The following is a 16,827-nucleotide window of genomic DNA, read 5'->3' as shown; positions in this document are numbered from 1 at the left end:
GCCGGGCCCTCCTGCCACGGTGCGTCGCGGTCGCAGAGCCCGTCCGCCGCGCCCTCGTCCACGTCCCGCCGGCTCACGGCCGCACCAGCGGTTCGAGGTCGGCGAACCTGCGTGCGCCGATTCCGTTCACCTCGCGCAGCTCGGCGACGGAGCGGAAACCGCCGTGCTCCGTGCGGTAGTTCAAGATGTGCTGGGCGAGCACCGGCCCGACGCCGGGCAGCGTGTCCAGTTGTTCCACCGTCGCGGAGTTGAGGCTGACGGGCGCCCCCGCACCGGCCCCGCCCGGCGCCCCGCCCGGCGGCGCGGGGCCGCCCACGGGTCCGCCGCCCGCTCCGGGAACACCGACGACCACCTGCTCCCCGTCCATCAGGACCCGGGCGCGGTTGATCCCGGTGACGTCCGTGCCGGGGTGTACGCCGCCCGCCGCCCGCAGCGCGTCGGCCACCCGCGAGCCGGCCGGCAGACTCAGGATCCCGGGCCGCCGCACCTTGCCGCTCACGTCCACCACGACGGCCGGCGGCCGAGCCGTCGGCGACGCGCTCCCGTCCGCCCCCGCCGGAGCGGGCAGCCCCGTTCCACCCGACGCGCCAGCCCCGGGCGGTGCGGCACGGACCACCTCGGGCACCCGGACCTGCTCGGGCCGCCCGGCCAGGAAGTGCCGCCCGGCCAGGCCCGCGGCCACCACCAGCACCACCGTCAGCGCCACCAGCGTCCGGGGCTCGAGCCCGCAGCGCAGTCGCACCCACACCGGCAGCCGCTCCCGCAGCGCCTCCCCGAGCCGCTCCAGCCGCCCGGGCACCGCAGCGGACAGCGGGGGCGTCGCAGGCGTCGGACACGTCGGCGCGTCCGGCTCCGGGGCCGCCACGACCTCCCCTTCGCCCCAGTCGTCGGGCGCACCCGGCTCGAGCCCCCGGAACAGCGCGTCGCCCCGGCTCCGCGCCTCACCCCCGCCCGCGAGCGCCGCGTGCCGCCCTCGCACGTGTGCGCGCCGCGTCGCCCGCCCCGGGGGCGAGCCGCGGACGCCCCGGCGCACCCGTCCGTCCGATCCGGGCGCGCGGCCGGGCCCGCTCGTCGCCCCCGCCCTCCGCACCGGAGCCGCGGTCGCGGCCCCGGCCCCGGTCCGGGTCCCGATCGTCGAAGGAGATGTGGTCGTGTTCGTTGCCGCTGTCGAGGAATCCGCTCGAAGTCCCATGAAGTCGACGGTAGGCACATCCGTCCGAACCCGCTGAGCAGCCCGGATTCCGGTGGAAAACCAGCGAGTTGTGGAAAAACACGCCACCCTTGCGGGTGAGTACGCCGGCTAGCGCGGCGAGACGACCACCGCGAGCAGGCCCGGCCCGGTGTGCGCGCCGATGACCGCGCCCACCTCGCTGACGTGTAGTTCCGCCACCCCGGGCACCCGGTCCCGCAGCCGCTCGGCCAAGGCGGCGGCCCGCTCGGGCGCGGCGAGATGGTGCACGGCGATGTCCACCGGGCTGCCGCCCGCGCGCTCGACCGCGATCTCCTCCAGGCGCGCGATCGCCTTCGACGCGGTGCGCACCTTCTCCCTCAGCTCGATGCGCCCGCCGTCCAGTTCGAGCAGCGGCTTCACCGCGAGCGCCGACCCGAGCAGCGCCTGCGCGGCCCCGATCCGGCCGCCCCGGCGCAGGTAGTCCAGGGTGTCGACGTAGAAGAACGCGGACGTCCCGGCGGCCCGCTTCTCCGCCGCCGCCACCGCCTCGTCGAGCGTGCCGCCCGCCTCCGCGACCTCGGCCGCGGCCAGAGCGCAGAACCCGAGCGCCATGCCCATCATCCCGGTGTCGAGCACGCGGACCGGCACGGGCGCGTCCTTCGCCGCGAGCACCGCGGCGTCGTACGTGCCGGAGACCTCCGCGGACAGGTGCAGCGAGACGATCCCCGTGGCGCCGGCCTCGGCCGCCGCCCGGTAGGCACCGGCGAAGTCCTCGGGGCTCGGCCGCGAGGTGGTCACCGGCTTCCGCTTCTGCAGCGCCTGGGTGAGCACGCGGGCCGAGACCTCGGTGCCCTCCTCGAGGGCCTGGTCGCCGATGACGACGGTCAGGGGGACCGCTGTGATGCCGTGCCGCTCCATCGCCTGGGGTGGCAGGTAGGCCGTGGAATCGGTGACGATCGCGACATGCCGGGACATGAGCGGGAGGTTACCCGCCGGGGCCGCCCCACGGCAGCCCGGCCCCCGCTCCGTCCGCGCGCGCGTCGTCCGAAGCGCCCTCCCGAGCGCCGCTCACGTCCGTCTCACGTCCGGCTCACCGGCCGGAACGGCCCGCCGTCGAGGGTCAGTTCGTGGTCTCCGGGCGGGCCGACTTCTCCCACGGGTACGCCGTGCGCCGCGGGTCGCTCGCCGGGAGCTGGCGAGGCTGCTGCGGCTCGTCCGCCCCGGGCTCGGCCGCGGGCTCCGCCTCGCCGGGCCACGTCTGTCCCTGCTCGGCCTCCGGCGCCGCCGCACCGGCCTTCGGCCACGAAGCCGTGCCCGATGCCGGTACCGGCTCGGCTTCCGGTTCCGGGTCGGACCAGTGCCGCAGCGCGCCGGCCTCCATGTCGATCTCGGCGCTCAGCGAGGCCAGGTCGTCGTCCGCGAACTTGCGGGCGCGGTCCCGGGCCGCCCAGCGCAGCGACTCGGCGGACTTGGTGATCTGCTCGGTCCGCTCCCGTAGGCCCGGCAGCTGCGCCGCCACCCCGGCCCGGTCGGGCTCGCGCTCCAGGCGCTTGAGGTCCTCGTCCAGCTCGCGCCCGTGCGTGCTCAGCCGCTTGAACAGGTCGAGGGACTCGCGCAGCGAGGCGTCCTCCACCGCGCCGTGCTCCAGCGCGGCCTGCGTCGCACGCATCGACGTGCGCAGCGAGAGCCGCAGCTGCGCCAGCTCGCCCGCCACCCCGCCCTGTCCGTAGCTGCGGGCGCGCAGCGCCGTGTCCTCGACCGTGCGCTTGGCCTGGTCGATGGTGCGGTCGACGCCGCGGGCGGCCGCCCTGGCGACCCTCACGGTGGCGTACACCCCCAGCGCCACGAAGGCGAGGAGCAGCAACGCCATGATCGTGATCGCGGTTGCCATGGACCTCGCCCTCCAGCTGCTGTTGTCGTTCTTCCACGGTAAACGGAACGGGCAGGCCGAGGGTTCCATCGGAACCCCCAACCTGCCCGTAGGGGAAAACCCGGTGCCGCCCGGGCCGCCCGGGGCCCGCCCGGGAGCGGGCGCCGGGGTCGTGCTACGACCGCTACGCCACGATGTTGACCAGCTTCGGCGCGCGCACGATCACCTTGCGGATCTGCGCGTCGCCCAGCGCCGCGACGACGGCCGGGTCGGCCAGCGCCAGCGTCTCCAGCTCGGCGTCGGTGATCGACGGCGAGACCTCCAGGCGGGCCTTGACCTTGCCCTTGATCTGCACGACGCAGGTCACGGTCTCGTCCACGACGTACGCCGGGTCGGCCACCGGGAAGTCCTGGTGGACGACCGACTCGGTGCGGCCCAGCCGGCGCCACAGCTCCTCGGCGATGTGCGGGGCCAGCGGCGCGACCAGCAGTACCAGGCGCTCGGCGACCGACCGGGCCAGCGGGCCGCCCACCTTGGTCAGGTGGTTGTTCAGCTCGGTGACCTTGGCGATGGCGGTGTTGAAGCGCATCGCGGCCATGTCCTGCGAGACGCCGTCGATCGCCTTGTGCAGCGCGCGCAGCGTGTCGGCGTCGATGTCGGCGTCGGCGGTGTCCACGACGGTGGCCTCGCCGGTCGCCTCGTCGACGATGTTGCGCCACAGCCGCTGCAGCAGCCGGTACTGGCCGACCACCGCGCGGGTGTCCCACGGGCGGGAGACGTCCAGCGGGCCCATCGCCATCTCGTACAGGCGCAGGGTGTCCGCGCCGTACTCGGCACAGATCTCGTCCGGCGTGACGGCGTTCTTCAGGGACTTGCCCATCTTGCCCAGGACGCGGCTGACCTTCTCGCCCTCGTACCAGAAGCCGCCGTCGCGCTCCTCGACCTCGGCCGCGGGCACGGCGATGCCGCGCGCGTCCCGGTAGACGAAGGCCTGGATCATGCCCTGGTTGAACAGCTTGTGGAACGGCTCGGCCGAGGAGACGTAGCCCAGGTCGAACAGCATCTTGGACCAGAACCGCGCGTACAGCAGGTGCAGCACGGCGTGCTCGGCGCCGCCGACGTACAGGTCGACGCCGCCGGTGGGCATGCCCTCGCGCGGACCCATCCAGTACTGCTCGACGGTCGGGTCGACCAGCTTCTCGGAGTTGTTCGGGTCCAGGTAGCGCAGCTCGTACCAGCAGGAACCGGCCCAGTTGGGCATGGTGTTGGTCTCGCGGCGGTACTTCTTGGGGCCGTCGCCCAGGTCCAGGGTGACGTTGACCCAGTCCTGGTTGCGGGACAGCGGCGGCTCGGGGCGCGTGTCGGCGTCGTCCGGGTCGAAGGTGCGCGGCGAGTAGTCGTCGACCTCCGGCAGCTCCAGGGGCAGCATCGACTCGGGCAGCGCGTGTGCGACGCCGTCCTCGTCGTAGACGATCGGGAAGGGCTCGCCCCAGTAGCGCTGCCGGCTGAACAGCCAGTCGCGCAGCCGGAAGTTGACGGTGCCCTCGCCGATGCCGCGGTCGGTCAGCCAGGCGGTGATCTTCTCCTTGGCCTCGACGACGCCCAGGCCGTCCAGGGAGATCTCGCCGTTGGCGGAGTTGATCAGCTTCGCGTCGTACGACACGAAGGCGTTCTCCCACGTCGACGTGTCCGTGCCGCGGCCGTCGGTCGGCTCGACGACACACCGGATCGGCAGCTCGAAGGCGCGCGCGAACTCGAAGTCGCGCTGGTCGCCACAGGGCACGGCCATGATCGCGCCGGTGCCGTAGCCCATCAGCACGTAGTCGGCGATGAAGACGGGGACCTGCTCGCCGCTGACCGGGTTGGTCGCGTACGCGCCGGTGAAGACGCCGGTCTTGTCCTTGGCCTCGGCCTGCCGCTCGACGTCGGACTTCGAGGCGGCCTGCTTGCGGTACGCGGCGACGGCCTCGGCCGGAGTGGCGTGACCGCCGGTCCACACGTCGTGGGTGCCCTCGGGCCAGGCGGCCGGAGTGATCTTCTCGACCAGGTCGTGCTCGGGGGCCAGCACCATGTAGGTGGCGCCGAACAGGGTGTCCTGACGGGTGGTGAAGACGGTGATCGCGTCGTCGCCGACGGCGAAGTCGACGCGGGCGCCCTCGGAGCGGCCGATCCAGTTGCGCTGCTGCAGCTTGATGGCCTCGGGCCAGTCCAGGCCGTCCAGGTCGTCCAGCAGGCGGTCCGCGTAGGCGGTGATGCGCATGTTCCACTGGCGCAGCTTGGCCTTGAAGACCGGGAAGTTGCCGCGCTCGGAGCGGCCGTCGGCGGTGACCTCCTCGTTGGCCAGCACGGTGCCCAGGCCGGGGCACCAGTTGACCGGCGCGTCGGAGGTGTACGCCAGGCGGTACTCGCCCAGGACGTCGGCCTTCTCGACGGCGCTCAGCGCGGCCCAGTCGCGACCGCCGGGGACGTCACGGGTGCCGTTCTCGAACTGCTCGACCAGCTCGGCGATCGGGCGGGCCTTCTTCGCCTCGTCGTCGTACCAGGCGTTGAAGATCTGCAGGAAGATCCACTGGGTCCACTTGTAGTAGTCCGGCTCGATCGTGGCGAAGGACCGGCGCTTGTCGTGACCCAGGCCCAGCCGGCGCAGCTGGACCTTCATGTTGTCCATGTTGGCCTCGGTGGACACGCGGGGGTGCGTGCCGGTCTGCACGGCGTACTGCTCCGCCGGCAGGCCGAAGGCGTCGAAGCCCAGGGTGTGCAGCACGTTGTGGCCGGTCATGCGCTGGTGCCGCGCGTACACGTCCGTGGCGATGTAGCCCAGCGGGTGACCGACGTGCAGACCCGCACCGGAGGGGTACGGGAACATGTCCATGATGAACTTCTTGGGGCGGGCGACGACCGCCGGGTCCCCGGCCAGGTCACCCGTCGGGTTCGGCGCCTCGTAGGTGCCCTCGGCGTCCCAGAAGTCCTGCCAGCGTGCCTCGATGTCGGCGGCCATGGCCGCCGTATACCGATGCGGGGCCGCCGTCTCGGCAGCCGAATTCATCTCGCTCATGATCCTTGAAGCTCCATCGATCGTCTCTGCCCACTGCCCGCGAACTGCACTGCCACGAAATGAAAAATCCCCTCGCACAGGAGGGGACGCCGCGCCGATTCCGACCGGATCTTTCATCCGTCGGGACTGATCAGCGCGGCTCGCTAAGCAGAAGGCGTACGGCACGCATGGCGTCAGGGTACCGCAGGGCCCGATCGGGCCGCACCGCTGTTCCGCCCAGCGGCCGCAGAGGGCGGCCCGGGAGTCCCGGCCGCCCGGGTTACTCCGCGTATCGCCCCTATCCAGGGCAACCCCAGAGTCAGTTTGCGCGATAGCCAGGTGTAAACCCGCAAACCACCTACCCGTCGGTATGGAGCGACTTAGCATGCGGCAACGGGACCGCTTATCCGCACCATTCGGAGTCGCCCCCATGAACCCTCATCGCAAGATCCGTTCATCGCCCGGGCCGAAAGCCGGTATGAGCCGGCCGGTTCAGGGCGGAGTTTCGGTCGCGGCGCTGGTCGTCATTCCGCTCCTCGCCGTGGGCGGCGGAGACGGCTTCCGCGCCGCGCTCGACTTCACCACCGGCGTGCTCTCCCTCGTGTCGCTCACCGCGTCCGTGGCCTGGGGCCTGATAGCCACCGACCGGCTGCTGCTCACAACCCGGCAGCGGCTGCTGGCCCAGGGCATCCACCGCGCGACCGCGGTCGCCTCGCTCGGCTTCCTGCTGCTGCACGGCACGGTCAAGGTCTCCCTCGGACACGTGGAGCCGCTCGGCGCGTTCATCCCCTTCGGGCTCGGTGTCACCGGCACCGAGGGCCTGATCGGCTTCGGCTCGCTGGCCGGCCTGCTCATGATCGTCGCCGCCTCGACCGGGGCCCTGCGCAGCGCCCTGGCCGGCCGGGGCCGGATCGCCGCCCGCTGGCGGCCACTGCACATGCTGGCGTACCCGGCCTGGTGCTGCGCGCTGGTCCACGGCCTGTACGCCGGACGCGCCCCCGCGACCTGGGTGGTGGTCATGTACTGCCTGTCCCTGGCCGGGGTCGCCACCGCCGTCGCCCTGCGCATGCTGCCCGCTCCGACGCGGCAGCGGCTGGCCGACCGCCTCCTGGCACTGACCGGGCTCCGCGAGGAGCGCCCCGAGGAGCCCCGCGAAGCGAGCCGGGAGGCCGAACCCGAGCCGTACAGCTCGGGCGCCGCACAGGGCCCTCTGCGGGCCTTCACGGAGCGGTACGGAAACGCCTCCCCGGAGCCGTACGCGGCCTCGTACACACCCCCGTACGCGACCCCGTACACAAGTGAGGTCCGCCGGGAGCAGGGGGCCCGCCCGGCCTCGCTCGACACCACGACGGTCCGGACCCGTCCCCGGCTGACCGCGTCCGCCCCGGCCGCCGCTCCCTCGCCCGCTCCGACCGGCGGCTTCTCCGCCGCGTACCGGGCCGTGTCGGACCTCCCGCTCGCCGAGCGCGTGCCCATGACCGAGGAGCTGCCGATCGTCCCCGACCCCGCGCCCCGACCCGGCCACTGGCCCGCCCCCTCTCCCCCGCCGCCGGCCTACGCCAACCCCGCCGAACCCGTGCCCGGCCCGCTCGGCCGCCCCGCCCCGGGCGAGCCCTGGACCGCACCCGCAGGAGACCGCCCGTGAACGCCCCGCTCCCCGACGTCCCCGAAGTCCGTGTCGTCGGCCTTCCCCAGCTCACCCAGGGCTTCGACCTGGTGGAGCGGCTCGACCTGGCCATGCACCTGAAGGTGCACGGCCCGCTCGAACCGATGAACGGCGAGCGGCTCGCCCAGCTCGCGGACGACATATCCCTGCGCGGCCGCGGCGGCGCGGGCTTCCCGTTCGGCCGCAAACTGCGGTCCGTGGCGCAGGCCGCGATCCGGCGCGGTGTCCGGCCGGTCGTGGTGATCAACGGCAGTGAGGGCGAGCCCGCCTGCCGCAAGGACACCGTCATGCTCAACCGCGCCCCGCACCTCATCCTGGACGGCGCCCTGCTCGCCGCCGAGGCGCTCGGCGCGCGCACACTGATCGTGGCCGTCACCCGCAACTCGACGGAGATCTCGGTCCGGGCCGCCCTCGCCGAGCGCGGGTTGTCCGACCGGCGCGGCCAGCCGCTGCGCGCCCGCGTGGTGCGCACCCCGGAGCGGATGGTGTCCGGCGAGGCGTCGGCGGTGATCCGCGCGGCGGGCGGCGGCCCGGCGCTGCCGGCGGGGCGCCGCGAGCGGGCCGCCGAGTCGGGCGTCGGCGGCGCTCCGACGCTGCTGTCCAACGCGGAGACCTTCGCGCAGCTCGCCGTCGCCGCCCGGGTCGGCCCGCGCCGCTACGGCAGCACCGGCCTCGACACCGAGCCCGGGACGGTCCTGCTGACGATCTCGGGGGCCGTCGCCCGCCCGATGGTGGTCGAGGTGCCCACCGGCGTACCGCTGCGGTACGTGCTCCAGCTCGCGGGCGCCCCGCCGCTGCCGCAGGGCGTGCTCACCGGCGGGTACCACGGCAACTGGATCGACTCCGTGGCCGTGCACAACGCCGTGGTGTCGCGGGAGTCCCTGGCGGCCGTCGGCGGCGCGCTGGGCGCGGGCGCGATCCTGCCGATCGGCCCGGAGACCTGCCCGCTGGGCGAGTCGCTGCGGGTGGCGAACTGGCTGGCCGCCGAGACGGCGGGCCAGTGCGGCCCCTGCCGGCTCGGCCTGCCGGCGGCGGCCGGCGGACTGTCGGACGTGCTGAACGGCGGCGGACCGGCGGCCCTGGAGGCGCTGCGCGAGGTCACCCAGGCCGTGAAGGGCCGTGGCGCGTGCAAGCACCCCGACGGCTCGGCCCGGTTCTTCGCGTCGACCCTGTCCGCGTTCACGGACGATCTTGCCGCGCATGTCCTGGACGGCGGCTGCGGCCGTCCCACGATCGGGGTGCTGCCGCTGCCCGCGCCCGGCTACCAGGATGCGGAGGAGTCGATCCCGAGCGGCGAGAAGCTGGCGGTGGACTGGACGCTCTGCCAGGGCCACGGGCTGTGCGCGGACATCGTGCCCGAGCTGATCCGGCTGGGCCCGGACGGCTACCCGGCGCTCGCCGACGCCTCGGTGCCGGTGCATCTGCGCGGGCGGGCGCAGCGCGCGGTGCGCCGCTGTCCCGCGCTGGCGCTCCGGGTGGAGCAGGCCCCGCAGGAGCGGCCCGTGCTGCCGGCGTCGAACCGCAAGGCGCTGGGCAGCGGCCGGGGTTGACCCCTCCGCAGCCCGAGGTGTGACGTGACACACGAAGAAGCGGGCCATCCGATCCGGATGACCCGCTTCTTCTTCTGTGGAGCTAAGGAGAATTGAACTCCTGACCTCCTGCATGCCATGCAGGCGCTCTACCAACTGAGCTATAGCCCCTTGCTCTGCGTCTCCGTCTTGGTTTCCCTCGCGGCGACAGACAGAACATTAACCGGCTCCCCGTGGGATCACCAAATCGGTTTCCCGGAGGTCCGGACGGCGGCCGGTAGGGTCGCCCTCTGTGACCGTGACCGTGATCGCCGCATCCCGCGTCCGGCGCTGGCCCCTGGCCACCGCCGCGACGGCCTGCCTGTTCTCGCTCATAGCCTTCTGGGCCGCGCAGCGCGCCGCCCATGTGTCGATGCTCGACCTGATGGTCTACCGGGCCGAGGGCGAGACGGTACGGGCCGGCGGGGACCTGTACGCGATGCGCGCCACCTCGGCGAACCTCGCCATGACGTACCCGCCCTTCGCGGGTCTGCTGTTCACCCCGCTGACACTCGTCGGCGTCCCGGAGATGCGCACCCTGGCCACGGCCGGGAACCTGCTGCTCCTGGTGGCACTGGTCCATATGTCGCTGCGGCTGGTGACGCCCGGCCGGTCCCGGACCGCGCAGTGGAAGGCGACGTTCTGGGCGGCCGCCGTCCTCGTGTGGTGCGAGCCGGTGTGGACGACGCTGCGGTACGGGCAGATCAACCTGCTCATCGCGGTCGCGGTGCTCTGGGACCTGACCCGGCGCGAGGGGAACCGGTGGGCCGGCGTGGGCATCGGTCTGGCCGCCGCGGTGAAACTCACCCCGGGGCTGTTCGCGGTGCTGCTGCTCGCGGTGGGCCTGTTCCGGCTGCGGGAGGCGGGCTGGAACCACTGGCTGCGCCAGGCGGCGACGGCCACGGCGGTGTTCCTCGGGACGACGCTGGTCAGCGCCCTGATCCTGCCGCACGACTCGAAGCGGTTCTGGACCGAGACGCTGTTCGAGACCGGGCGCGTGGGCTTCGCGGAGGAGACCGCGAACCAGTCGCTGCGCGGGGTGCTGGCCCGGCTGATGCACACCGACGACCCGGGCATGTGGTGGGCGGTGTCCGCCGCGTTCCTCGGGGTGGTGGCGATGACCCTCGCGGTGCGGGCGGCGCTGCGCGGTGACAAGGCGCTCGCGGTGGTGGTGTGCGCGCTGACCGCCCTCATGATCAGTCCGATCTCGTGGTCGCACCACTGGGTGTGGTGCGTGCCGCTGCTGATCCTGCTCGCGGACCGGGTCGGCGCGGTCTGGCCGGTGGCCGTGGTGGCGCTGGCCTTCGCGTCGTTCGCCCTGTGGTGGGTGCCGCACGACCCGGGCCGTCCCGAACTGGACCAGAACGCCGGGCAGATGCTGCTGTCCGGGGTCTACCCGCTGGTGGCGACGGGACTGCTCGCGGGATACGCGCTCACGCGGTGGCGAAGGAGTAGAACCGCTTGAGCGTGCAGTGCTCGTCGAGCAGCCGCCCGTAGATCGGCTCCCCCTCGAGTTCCCGGTAGGTCTCGATGGGGTCGCCCTTTATGATCAGCGCCCGCGCGCACTCCTCGCACCAGTACTGGTACTCGGGGTTGACCGGGTCCATGTCCCTGACGATGGGCGTACCGCTGCCGCACCAGTCGCACTTCCGCCTGTGGGCACCCATCACTCAGCTCCAGCTGTGGCCGCAGGCCGTGCACACGTAGGACACTCCGCCGTTGTCGCCGAGAACCTGGGCGACATGGGACGACCCGCACGACGGACAGTGGAGGGGAGCGCGGGTCTCCGCACGGTACTCCGCCGCGGCGAGCAGATCATCCGTCTGCCCGGAACTGCTCGCGGCCATCGCACATTCCCTCCCGCCCGGACCGTCGTCCCCCTCCGGCGGTCCGATTCTGCCATGGCCCCGCAAGGGGGTCAGCGGCGTCGGCGGACCAGACCACCGATCGCGCCCAAGATCGACGCGAAGCAGAGCGCGAGGGCGCAGATCCACAGCGCGTCGGCGGAGGCGTGCGGACCCGGCGCGTCCAGCCGGTTCAGGAAGAGCGTGCCGAACGTCGCGACGCCTACCAGCTGTCCGAGCTGGGTCACGGTGGCCAGCAGACCGCTGGCGTCGGCCGCGTCCTCGGGCCGTACGGTGGCGAGTGCGCCGGTCAGCGCGGGGCTGAAGGCCAGCGAGAGGCCCGCGCCGACGGCGGCAAAGGCCACGTACAGCCCCGCCCCACCGGTCGAACCGTCGCCCAGCACCCACCCCACGGCGAGCGTTCCGGCCGCTGTGAGCGCGAAGCCGCCCGGGACCAGGAACCGCTGCCAGGAGGCCGGCCAGCGCCGCCACGTGAGCCCGACCGCGCCGAACACGACCGCGGTCGGCGCGAACGTCAGCCCGGCGCGCAGGGCGCTGAACCCGAGCCCGCCCTGGACGTGCAGGGTGAGGGTGAACAGAAAGCCCGCGTTGACGGCCATCGCCACGGCGATCCGCAGCACCGCCCGCCCCATCCCCGGGCTGCGCAGCACCCGCGGGGCGACCAGAGGGGCGCCGCCCCGGCCCGCGAGCCGGGACTCGTGGGCGAAGAACACCGCGAAGACGGCCACGGAGGCGGCGAGGGAGAGCCAGGACCACAGGGGCCAGTCCTGCTCCTGCCCCAGGACCAGCGGGACGGTCAACAGCGAGACGGAGACGGCGAGCAGGACCAGGCCGGGCAGGTCGAGCGGGCGGGCCCGGCCGGCGTCGGCACGCTCGTCGCGGGGCAGCACGCGCACCCCGAGCACCAGCAGCACGAGCCCGATGGGCACGTTGACCAGGAAGACCGGCCGCCAGCTCGCCCCGAACAGGTCGGCGCTGACCAGGATTCCGCCGGCGACCTGACCGGCCGCGGCCCCGGTCGCGAGGACCGCGGCGTACGCGCCGAGGGCACGCAGCCGCCCCTCGCCGGTGAAGTTGCGCTGGATCAGACTCAGCACCTGCGGGATCATCAGCGCCGAGCCGGCGCCCTGGACCACCCGGAAGGCGATCAACTGGCCGGTCTCCGCGGCCAGTCCGCAGGCGAGCGAGGCGGCGGTGAAGAGCGCCAGGCCGACCAGGTACATCCGGCGGTGCCCGATGCGGTCGCCGAGCCGGGCGCCGGTGATCAGCAGCACCGCGTACGCGATGGTGTACCCGGCCACGATCAGCTGAAGTCCCGCCCCGGACGCGGCGAGTTCGGTGCGGATCGTGGGCGCGGCGACATTCACGATGAAGACGTCGAGGAGTGCCATGAACTGCGCGGCGAGCACGACTCCGAGCAGCAGCCCGGACCGGTTGTCGGTGCCACCGGCTTTACTGAGTACGGGACGTGAGGTGGTCGTCGTCATGACAGTCAGCGTGCCGCCGGTCCGGTACGGGTAACGAGAGCCCGCCGATACTGGTGGTGACAGTACCTGGCAACGGCGGTACGGCTCCTCGACGATGGGGGTGTGACGACCATGGCAGCACCGACACAACGCCGCAGGCCGGAGCTGGCGGCGTTCCTGCGCAGCCGCCGGGCCCGGGTGACACCGCAGGACGTGGGGATGCCGCCCGGCTTACGCCGGCGGACGCCCGGGCTGCGCCGCGAGGAGGTCGCCCAGCTCTCCGGCGTCGGCGTCACCTGGTACACGTGGCTGGAGCAGGGCCGGCCGATCAACGCCTCGTCGCAGGTGCTCGACGCGGTGGCGCGCACCCTGCGTCTCGACCCGCCGGAGCGGGAGCACCTCTACCACCTGGCCGAGGTGGCGTACGCGCCCGACAGCGAGGACGGGGTCCAGACGGTCGGTCCGGAGCTCCAGGGCATCCTCGACGCCCTGCACCCGCACCCCGCGGTGATCTACAACGGCCGGTACGACATCCTCGCGACCAACGGCGCGTACCGGACGCTCTTCATGACGCCGGAGCACGAACTCTTCGGGGTGCGCAACGTCCTGTGGACGCTGTTCACGGTGCAGGAGGCGCGCTGCCCGCTGGTGAACCGGGAGCAGGAGCTCCCGCTGATGGTGGCCCAGTTCCGGGGCTCGTACGGGCGGCACGTGGGCGAGCCCGCCTGGGAGACGTTCGTGCGGCGACTGTCGGAGGCGAGCCCGGAGTTCGCCCGGCTGTGGGCGAGCGGCGACGTGGTGCCGCCCGGGGCCCGGGTGAAGACCTTCCGTCACGACGCCGTGGGCGAGCTGCGGATGACGTCGGTCTCGCTGAGCGTCAACGGGATGCCGGAGTGCCGGATCGTGGCGTACACGCCGAACGACGACCGCAGCCGGCGGGCGATGGCCCTGCTCTGCCCGAGCGAGGCGGAGAGCAGGGCGGGGAGCGAGGCGGGGACGACGGCGGAAACGACGAATCCCGCCCCCTGACGGGGACGGGATTCGGTGACTGTGGAGCTAAGGAGAATTGAACTCCTGACCTCCTGCATGCCATGCAGGCGCTCTACCAACTGAGCTATAGCCCCTCGTGTTCTTCGCGCTCCGCGCTGCGAACAAGAAGAACTTTAGCCTGTGACCTGCCGGAAAGTGAAATCCGGGTCCGGGCAGATCTCCCGGGGGTTGTCCGGGCGGCTTCCCGCCGGGGCGACCGGCGGTCAGTCGTCGTCGCCGAGGACCGGCTCGGGCAGCGTGCCGGCGTTGTGCTCCAGGAGCCGCCAGCCGCGGGCGCCCTCGCCGAGCACCGACCAGCAGCAGTTGGACAGCCCGCCCAGGCTCTCCCAGTGGCGGGCCTCCAGCTCGAGCAGCCGGCCGATCGTGGTGCGGATCGTGCCGCCGTGGCTGACGACGACGAGCGTGCCGTCCTCGGGCAGCTTCTCGGCGTGCTCCAGGACCACCGGTGCGGCGCGGTCGGCGACCTCGGTCTCCAGCTCGCCGCCGCCCCGGCGCACGGGCTCGCCGCGCTTCCAGGCGGCGTACTGCTCGCCGTACCGCGCGACGATCTCGTCGTGCGTCAGGCCCTGCCACTCCCCCGCGTAGGTCTCGCGGAGCGCGGAGTCGTGGGCGACCTGATGGCCGGTGAGCGCGGCCAGCTCGGCCGCCGTGGCCGCCGCGCGCTTCAGGTCGGATGCGACGATCGCGTCCGGCTTCAGGGCGGCGAGCAGCCGGGCGGCACGGCGCGCCTGGGCGACGCCGGTCTCCGTCAGCTCGATGTCCGTGGAGCCCTGGAAGCGGCGCTCCAGGTTCCAGGAGGTCTGGCCGTGCCGCCAGAGGACGATCCTGCGGCCGGTGCCGGGCTTGGCGGCGCTCAGCTCAGCTCACCGTCCGTCTCGTCGGCGCCGGTCAGCGCGGCGTGCTCGGCGGCCTTGCCGCGGGTCTTGAGGGCGTCCTCGGGCAGGGGCAGCTCGGGGCAGTCCTTCCAGAGCCGCTCCAGGGCGTAGAAGACCCGCTCCTCGCTGTGCTGGACGTGGACGACGATGTCGACGTAGTCCAGGAGGATCCAGCGGGCGTCGCGGTCGCCCTCCCGGCGGACCGGCTTGGCGCCGAGGTCCTTGTTGAGGCGCTCCTCGATCTCGTCGACGATCGACTTGACCTGGCGGTCGTTGGGTGCGGAGGCGAGCAGGAAGGCGTCGGTGATCGACAGCACATCGCTGACGTCGTACGCGATGATGTCGTGCGCGAGGCGGTCGGCCGCCGCCTGGGCGGCGGCGCTGACGAGCTCGATGGAGCGGTCCGTGGCGGTCACAAGCAGGCTTTCGTCGGTGGTCGGGAACACATCCAGGGTCTCACGGACCGCCGACACCCCGGAAAGCCATTACGTCACGCCCCGGTGGGGCCGGTCCTTCGGGGACCGGCCCCACCGGGGCGCGCGGCTCAGGATCCGCCCTTGACCTTGTAGTCGCTGCCCAGGACGACGGTGACGTCGGCGCTTCCGGCGGTCGTGCCCTTCTTCACCGAGCCGGCCGGCAGCCCCAGGGTCTTGGCGACCTCCGCGGCGGCGGCCTTGTGGAGCTCGTCCTTGTAGACGACCTGCGACTTCGACTCACGGTCGGCCTTGGCGCCGCCGAGGAACGCGTAGCCGCCGTTGATCAGCACGATCCGGGCGGCCTCGGTGGCGTCCGGGTTGCCGCTGCCGTTGCGGATCGCGACACGGACCGCCGCGCCCTGCTCGGGGGCGCTGACCTTGCCGCCGAGGATGTCCTTGACCACGCCGCCGCTCGCGGACTCGCTGAGCGCGCCGTCCTGGCCGACCGGCAGCAGCGCCGTCTTGTAGTCGCCGCCCTTGGCGTGCTCGGCGAGCTTGGCGAGCGAGGCCCCGAGGTCCTTCTCCGGCAGAGACGGGTCGAGGATCTGCGCCAGCGTCTCGACGGTCATCGTGGCGGCCTTCGGGTCGCCCGACATCTTGCGCAGCACTCCGTACATGACCTGGCCGAAGCGCTGGAGCTGCTTGGCCTCGGCCTCGCCGGCGCCGCGGTACGTGGCGTAGGCGACGGCGGCCCGGCCGTTCAGGGTCTGGTTCTCGCCGCGCTTGACCAGCGGCGCCTCGCCCTTCTTCTCACCGGGGACGTCCGCGTCGGTGGTGATGTCGATGTTGCCGACCAGCTCGACGAGCCTCTCCAGGAAGGGGGTGTCGAGCCGCCAGGTGCCGGTGATCTTGGTGCCGAGTAGGTTGCCGATGGCCTCGCGGGTGCCGGTGGAGCCGTCGTCCTCGACGGACTTGCCGAGCGTGGTCGCGGAGCCCTCGTCGTCGGCGACGGTGAGCGCGTTCGGCAGCAGGACGGTGGTGCCCTGTTTGGTGGTGGTGTTGTCGACGAGCAGCGCGGTGGACGTGCCGCCCTTCTGGGTGTTGTGCAGATGGACGACGATCACGTCCCGCTGCTGCGGGCCCGTCGCGGTGTTCTGCGGGCGTTCCCCCGACTCGCCGAGGCCCGGGAGCTTGCCGGCCGACCACAGGTAGCCGACGCCGCCGATGGCGACGAGGGCGAGGACGACGACCAGCGCGACGATCCGGTTGCGGCCGCGGCGCCGGGCCTCCTCGCGCCGCTCCGACCGGCTCTCGGTGAACTTGAGCCAGTCGATGACGTCCTCGGAGTCCTCGTCCGGCTCCTCGATGAACGAGAACTGCTCGGTGCGGTAGTCGCGGTCCTCGCCGCCGGGACCCTCCGGGGCGCCGCGGCGCTGGCCCGGGACGCCGGCGGGCGCGGCCACCGGGGCCGCGGGCGGCGCGGGCCGGTAAGGCTGCTGCTGCGCCTGTGGCTGCTGGTGACCGTACGGGTCGTAGGGCTGCTGCCTGCCCTGCGGAGGGGCCTGCGGGGCCTGCTGACCGTAGGGGTCGTACGGCGCCTGCTGCGGCGGCGCGGGCTGCTGCTGTTGCTGCTGCGCGTAGGGGTCGTAGCCGTACCCCTGCGGCTGCTGGGGCTGCTGCTGGGCGTACGGGTCGTAGTCGTACCCCTGGGCCTGCTGCGACTGCGGTGGCTGGTGCGTCTGCTGGTACACCGGCTGCCCGTACGCGTCGTAACCGATGATCTGCGGCTGCGGGTAGTACGGGTCGTACGGACTCTGCTGATCGTTCACCGGTGCCCCTCTCCGAG

Annotated in this window: 13 protein-coding genes and 2 tRNA genes; 4 read left to right on the top strand and 11 right to left on the bottom strand. The window is 72.9% G+C overall.

The annotated features are described in order from the left end of the window. Positions 1-73: 73 nt before the first annotated feature. The 4 genes from R2D22_RS24825 to leuS form a co-directional block, all read right to left on the bottom strand. Entirely contained in the window at positions 74-979 is a 906-nt protein-coding gene (locus R2D22_RS24825; protein ID WP_318106875.1) for a ComEA family DNA-binding protein, read from the bottom strand. 321 nt (positions 980-1,300) lie between these two features. Continuing rightward, a complete protein-coding gene (locus R2D22_RS24820) occupies positions 1,301-2,146 on the bottom strand; it encodes a DegV family protein (protein ID WP_318106874.1) in 846 nt (281 codons plus the stop codon). A 145-nt stretch (positions 2,147-2,291) separates the two neighbouring features. Further along, positions 2,292-3,062, bottom strand: a complete 771-nt coding sequence (locus R2D22_RS24815) for a hypothetical protein (protein WP_318106873.1) — start codon at positions 3,060-3,062, stop codon at positions 2,292-2,294. 163 nt (positions 3,063-3,225) lie between these two features. Beyond that, positions 3,226-6,096, bottom strand: coding sequence for a leucine--tRNA ligase (gene leuS / locus R2D22_RS24810; protein WP_318106872.1), 2,871 nt, complete (start codon positions 6,094-6,096; stop codon positions 3,226-3,228). Positions 6,097-6,553: 457 nt separating this feature from the next. Here leuS and R2D22_RS24805 point away from each other — a divergent pair, with 457 nt between their 5' ends. Both R2D22_RS24805 and R2D22_RS24800 read left to right on the top strand, forming a co-directional pair. After that, a complete protein-coding gene (locus R2D22_RS24805; RefSeq protein WP_318106871.1) occupies positions 6,554-7,720 on the top strand; it encodes a hypothetical protein in 1,167 nt (388 codons plus the stop codon). Then, the gene (locus R2D22_RS24800; protein ID WP_318106870.1) at positions 7,717-9,291 is read left to right on the top strand and encodes an NADH-ubiquinone oxidoreductase-F iron-sulfur binding region domain-containing protein; all 1,575 of its coding nucleotides are present in this window, start codon (positions 7,717-7,719) and stop codon (positions 9,289-9,291) included. Before R2D22_RS24805 ends, R2D22_RS24800 begins: the two co-directional genes overlap by 4 nt. A gap of 77 nt (positions 9,292-9,368) precedes the next feature. Here the strand turns inward: R2D22_RS24800 and R2D22_RS24795 are convergent. Continuing rightward, a tRNA-Ala gene (locus tag R2D22_RS24795) sits at positions 9,369-9,441 on the bottom strand. Between the two features lie 121 nt (positions 9,442-9,562). Here R2D22_RS24795 and R2D22_RS24790 point away from each other — a divergent pair. Further along, positions 9,563-10,774 (top strand): glycosyltransferase 87 family protein, encoded by a 1,212-nt coding sequence (locus R2D22_RS24790; protein ID WP_318106869.1) that lies wholly within the window; start codon positions 9,563-9,565, stop codon positions 10,772-10,774. Here the strand turns inward: R2D22_RS24790 and R2D22_RS24785 are convergent. Continuing rightward, positions 10,743-10,916 (bottom strand): hypothetical protein, encoded by a 174-nt coding sequence (locus R2D22_RS24785; protein ID WP_018846673.1) that lies wholly within the window; start codon positions 10,914-10,916, stop codon positions 10,743-10,745. The genes R2D22_RS24790 and R2D22_RS24785 overlap by 32 nt on opposite strands. Positions 10,917-11,227: 311 nt before the next feature. Beyond that, a complete protein-coding gene (locus R2D22_RS24780) occupies positions 11,228-12,661 on the bottom strand; it encodes an MFS transporter (protein WP_318106868.1) in 1,434 nt (477 codons plus the stop codon). Positions 12,662-12,772: 111 nt separating this feature from the next. Here R2D22_RS24780 and R2D22_RS24775 point away from each other — a divergent pair, with 111 nt between their 5' ends. Next, complete coding sequence (locus R2D22_RS24775; RefSeq protein WP_318106867.1) at positions 12,773-13,669, top strand: helix-turn-helix transcriptional regulator; 897 nt, start codon at positions 12,773-12,775, stop codon at positions 13,667-13,669. A gap of 22 nt (positions 13,670-13,691) precedes the next feature. Here R2D22_RS24775 and R2D22_RS24770 read toward each other — a convergent pair. The 4 genes from R2D22_RS24770 to R2D22_RS24755 form a co-directional block, all read right to left on the bottom strand. Further along, a tRNA-Ala gene (locus R2D22_RS24770) sits at positions 13,692-13,764 on the bottom strand. A gap of 129 nt (positions 13,765-13,893) precedes the next feature. Further along, positions 13,894-14,547 (bottom strand): histidine phosphatase family protein, encoded by a 654-nt coding sequence (locus R2D22_RS24765; RefSeq protein ID WP_318109965.1) that lies wholly within the window; start codon positions 14,545-14,547, stop codon positions 13,894-13,896. Further along, complete coding sequence (rsfS, locus tag R2D22_RS24760; protein WP_318106866.1) at positions 14,544-14,981, bottom strand: ribosome silencing factor; 438 nt, start codon at positions 14,979-14,981, stop codon at positions 14,544-14,546. The genes R2D22_RS24765 and rsfS overlap by 4 nt, the downstream gene beginning before the upstream one ends. A 128-nt stretch (positions 14,982-15,109) precedes the next feature. After that, positions 15,110-16,810 (bottom strand): LCP family protein, encoded by a 1,701-nt coding sequence (locus R2D22_RS24755; RefSeq protein ID WP_318106865.1) that lies wholly within the window; start codon positions 16,808-16,810, stop codon positions 15,110-15,112. Between the last annotated feature and the right edge of the window lie 17 nt (positions 16,811-16,827).

Source organism: Streptomyces sp. HUAS YS2 (assembly GCF_033343995.1).
Lineage (GTDB): Bacteria > Actinomycetota > Actinomycetes > Streptomycetales > Streptomycetaceae > Streptomyces > Streptomyces solicathayae.
Note: the sequence above shows the minus strand (reverse complement) of the source record. Positions and strands in the feature narration are given on the sequence as shown.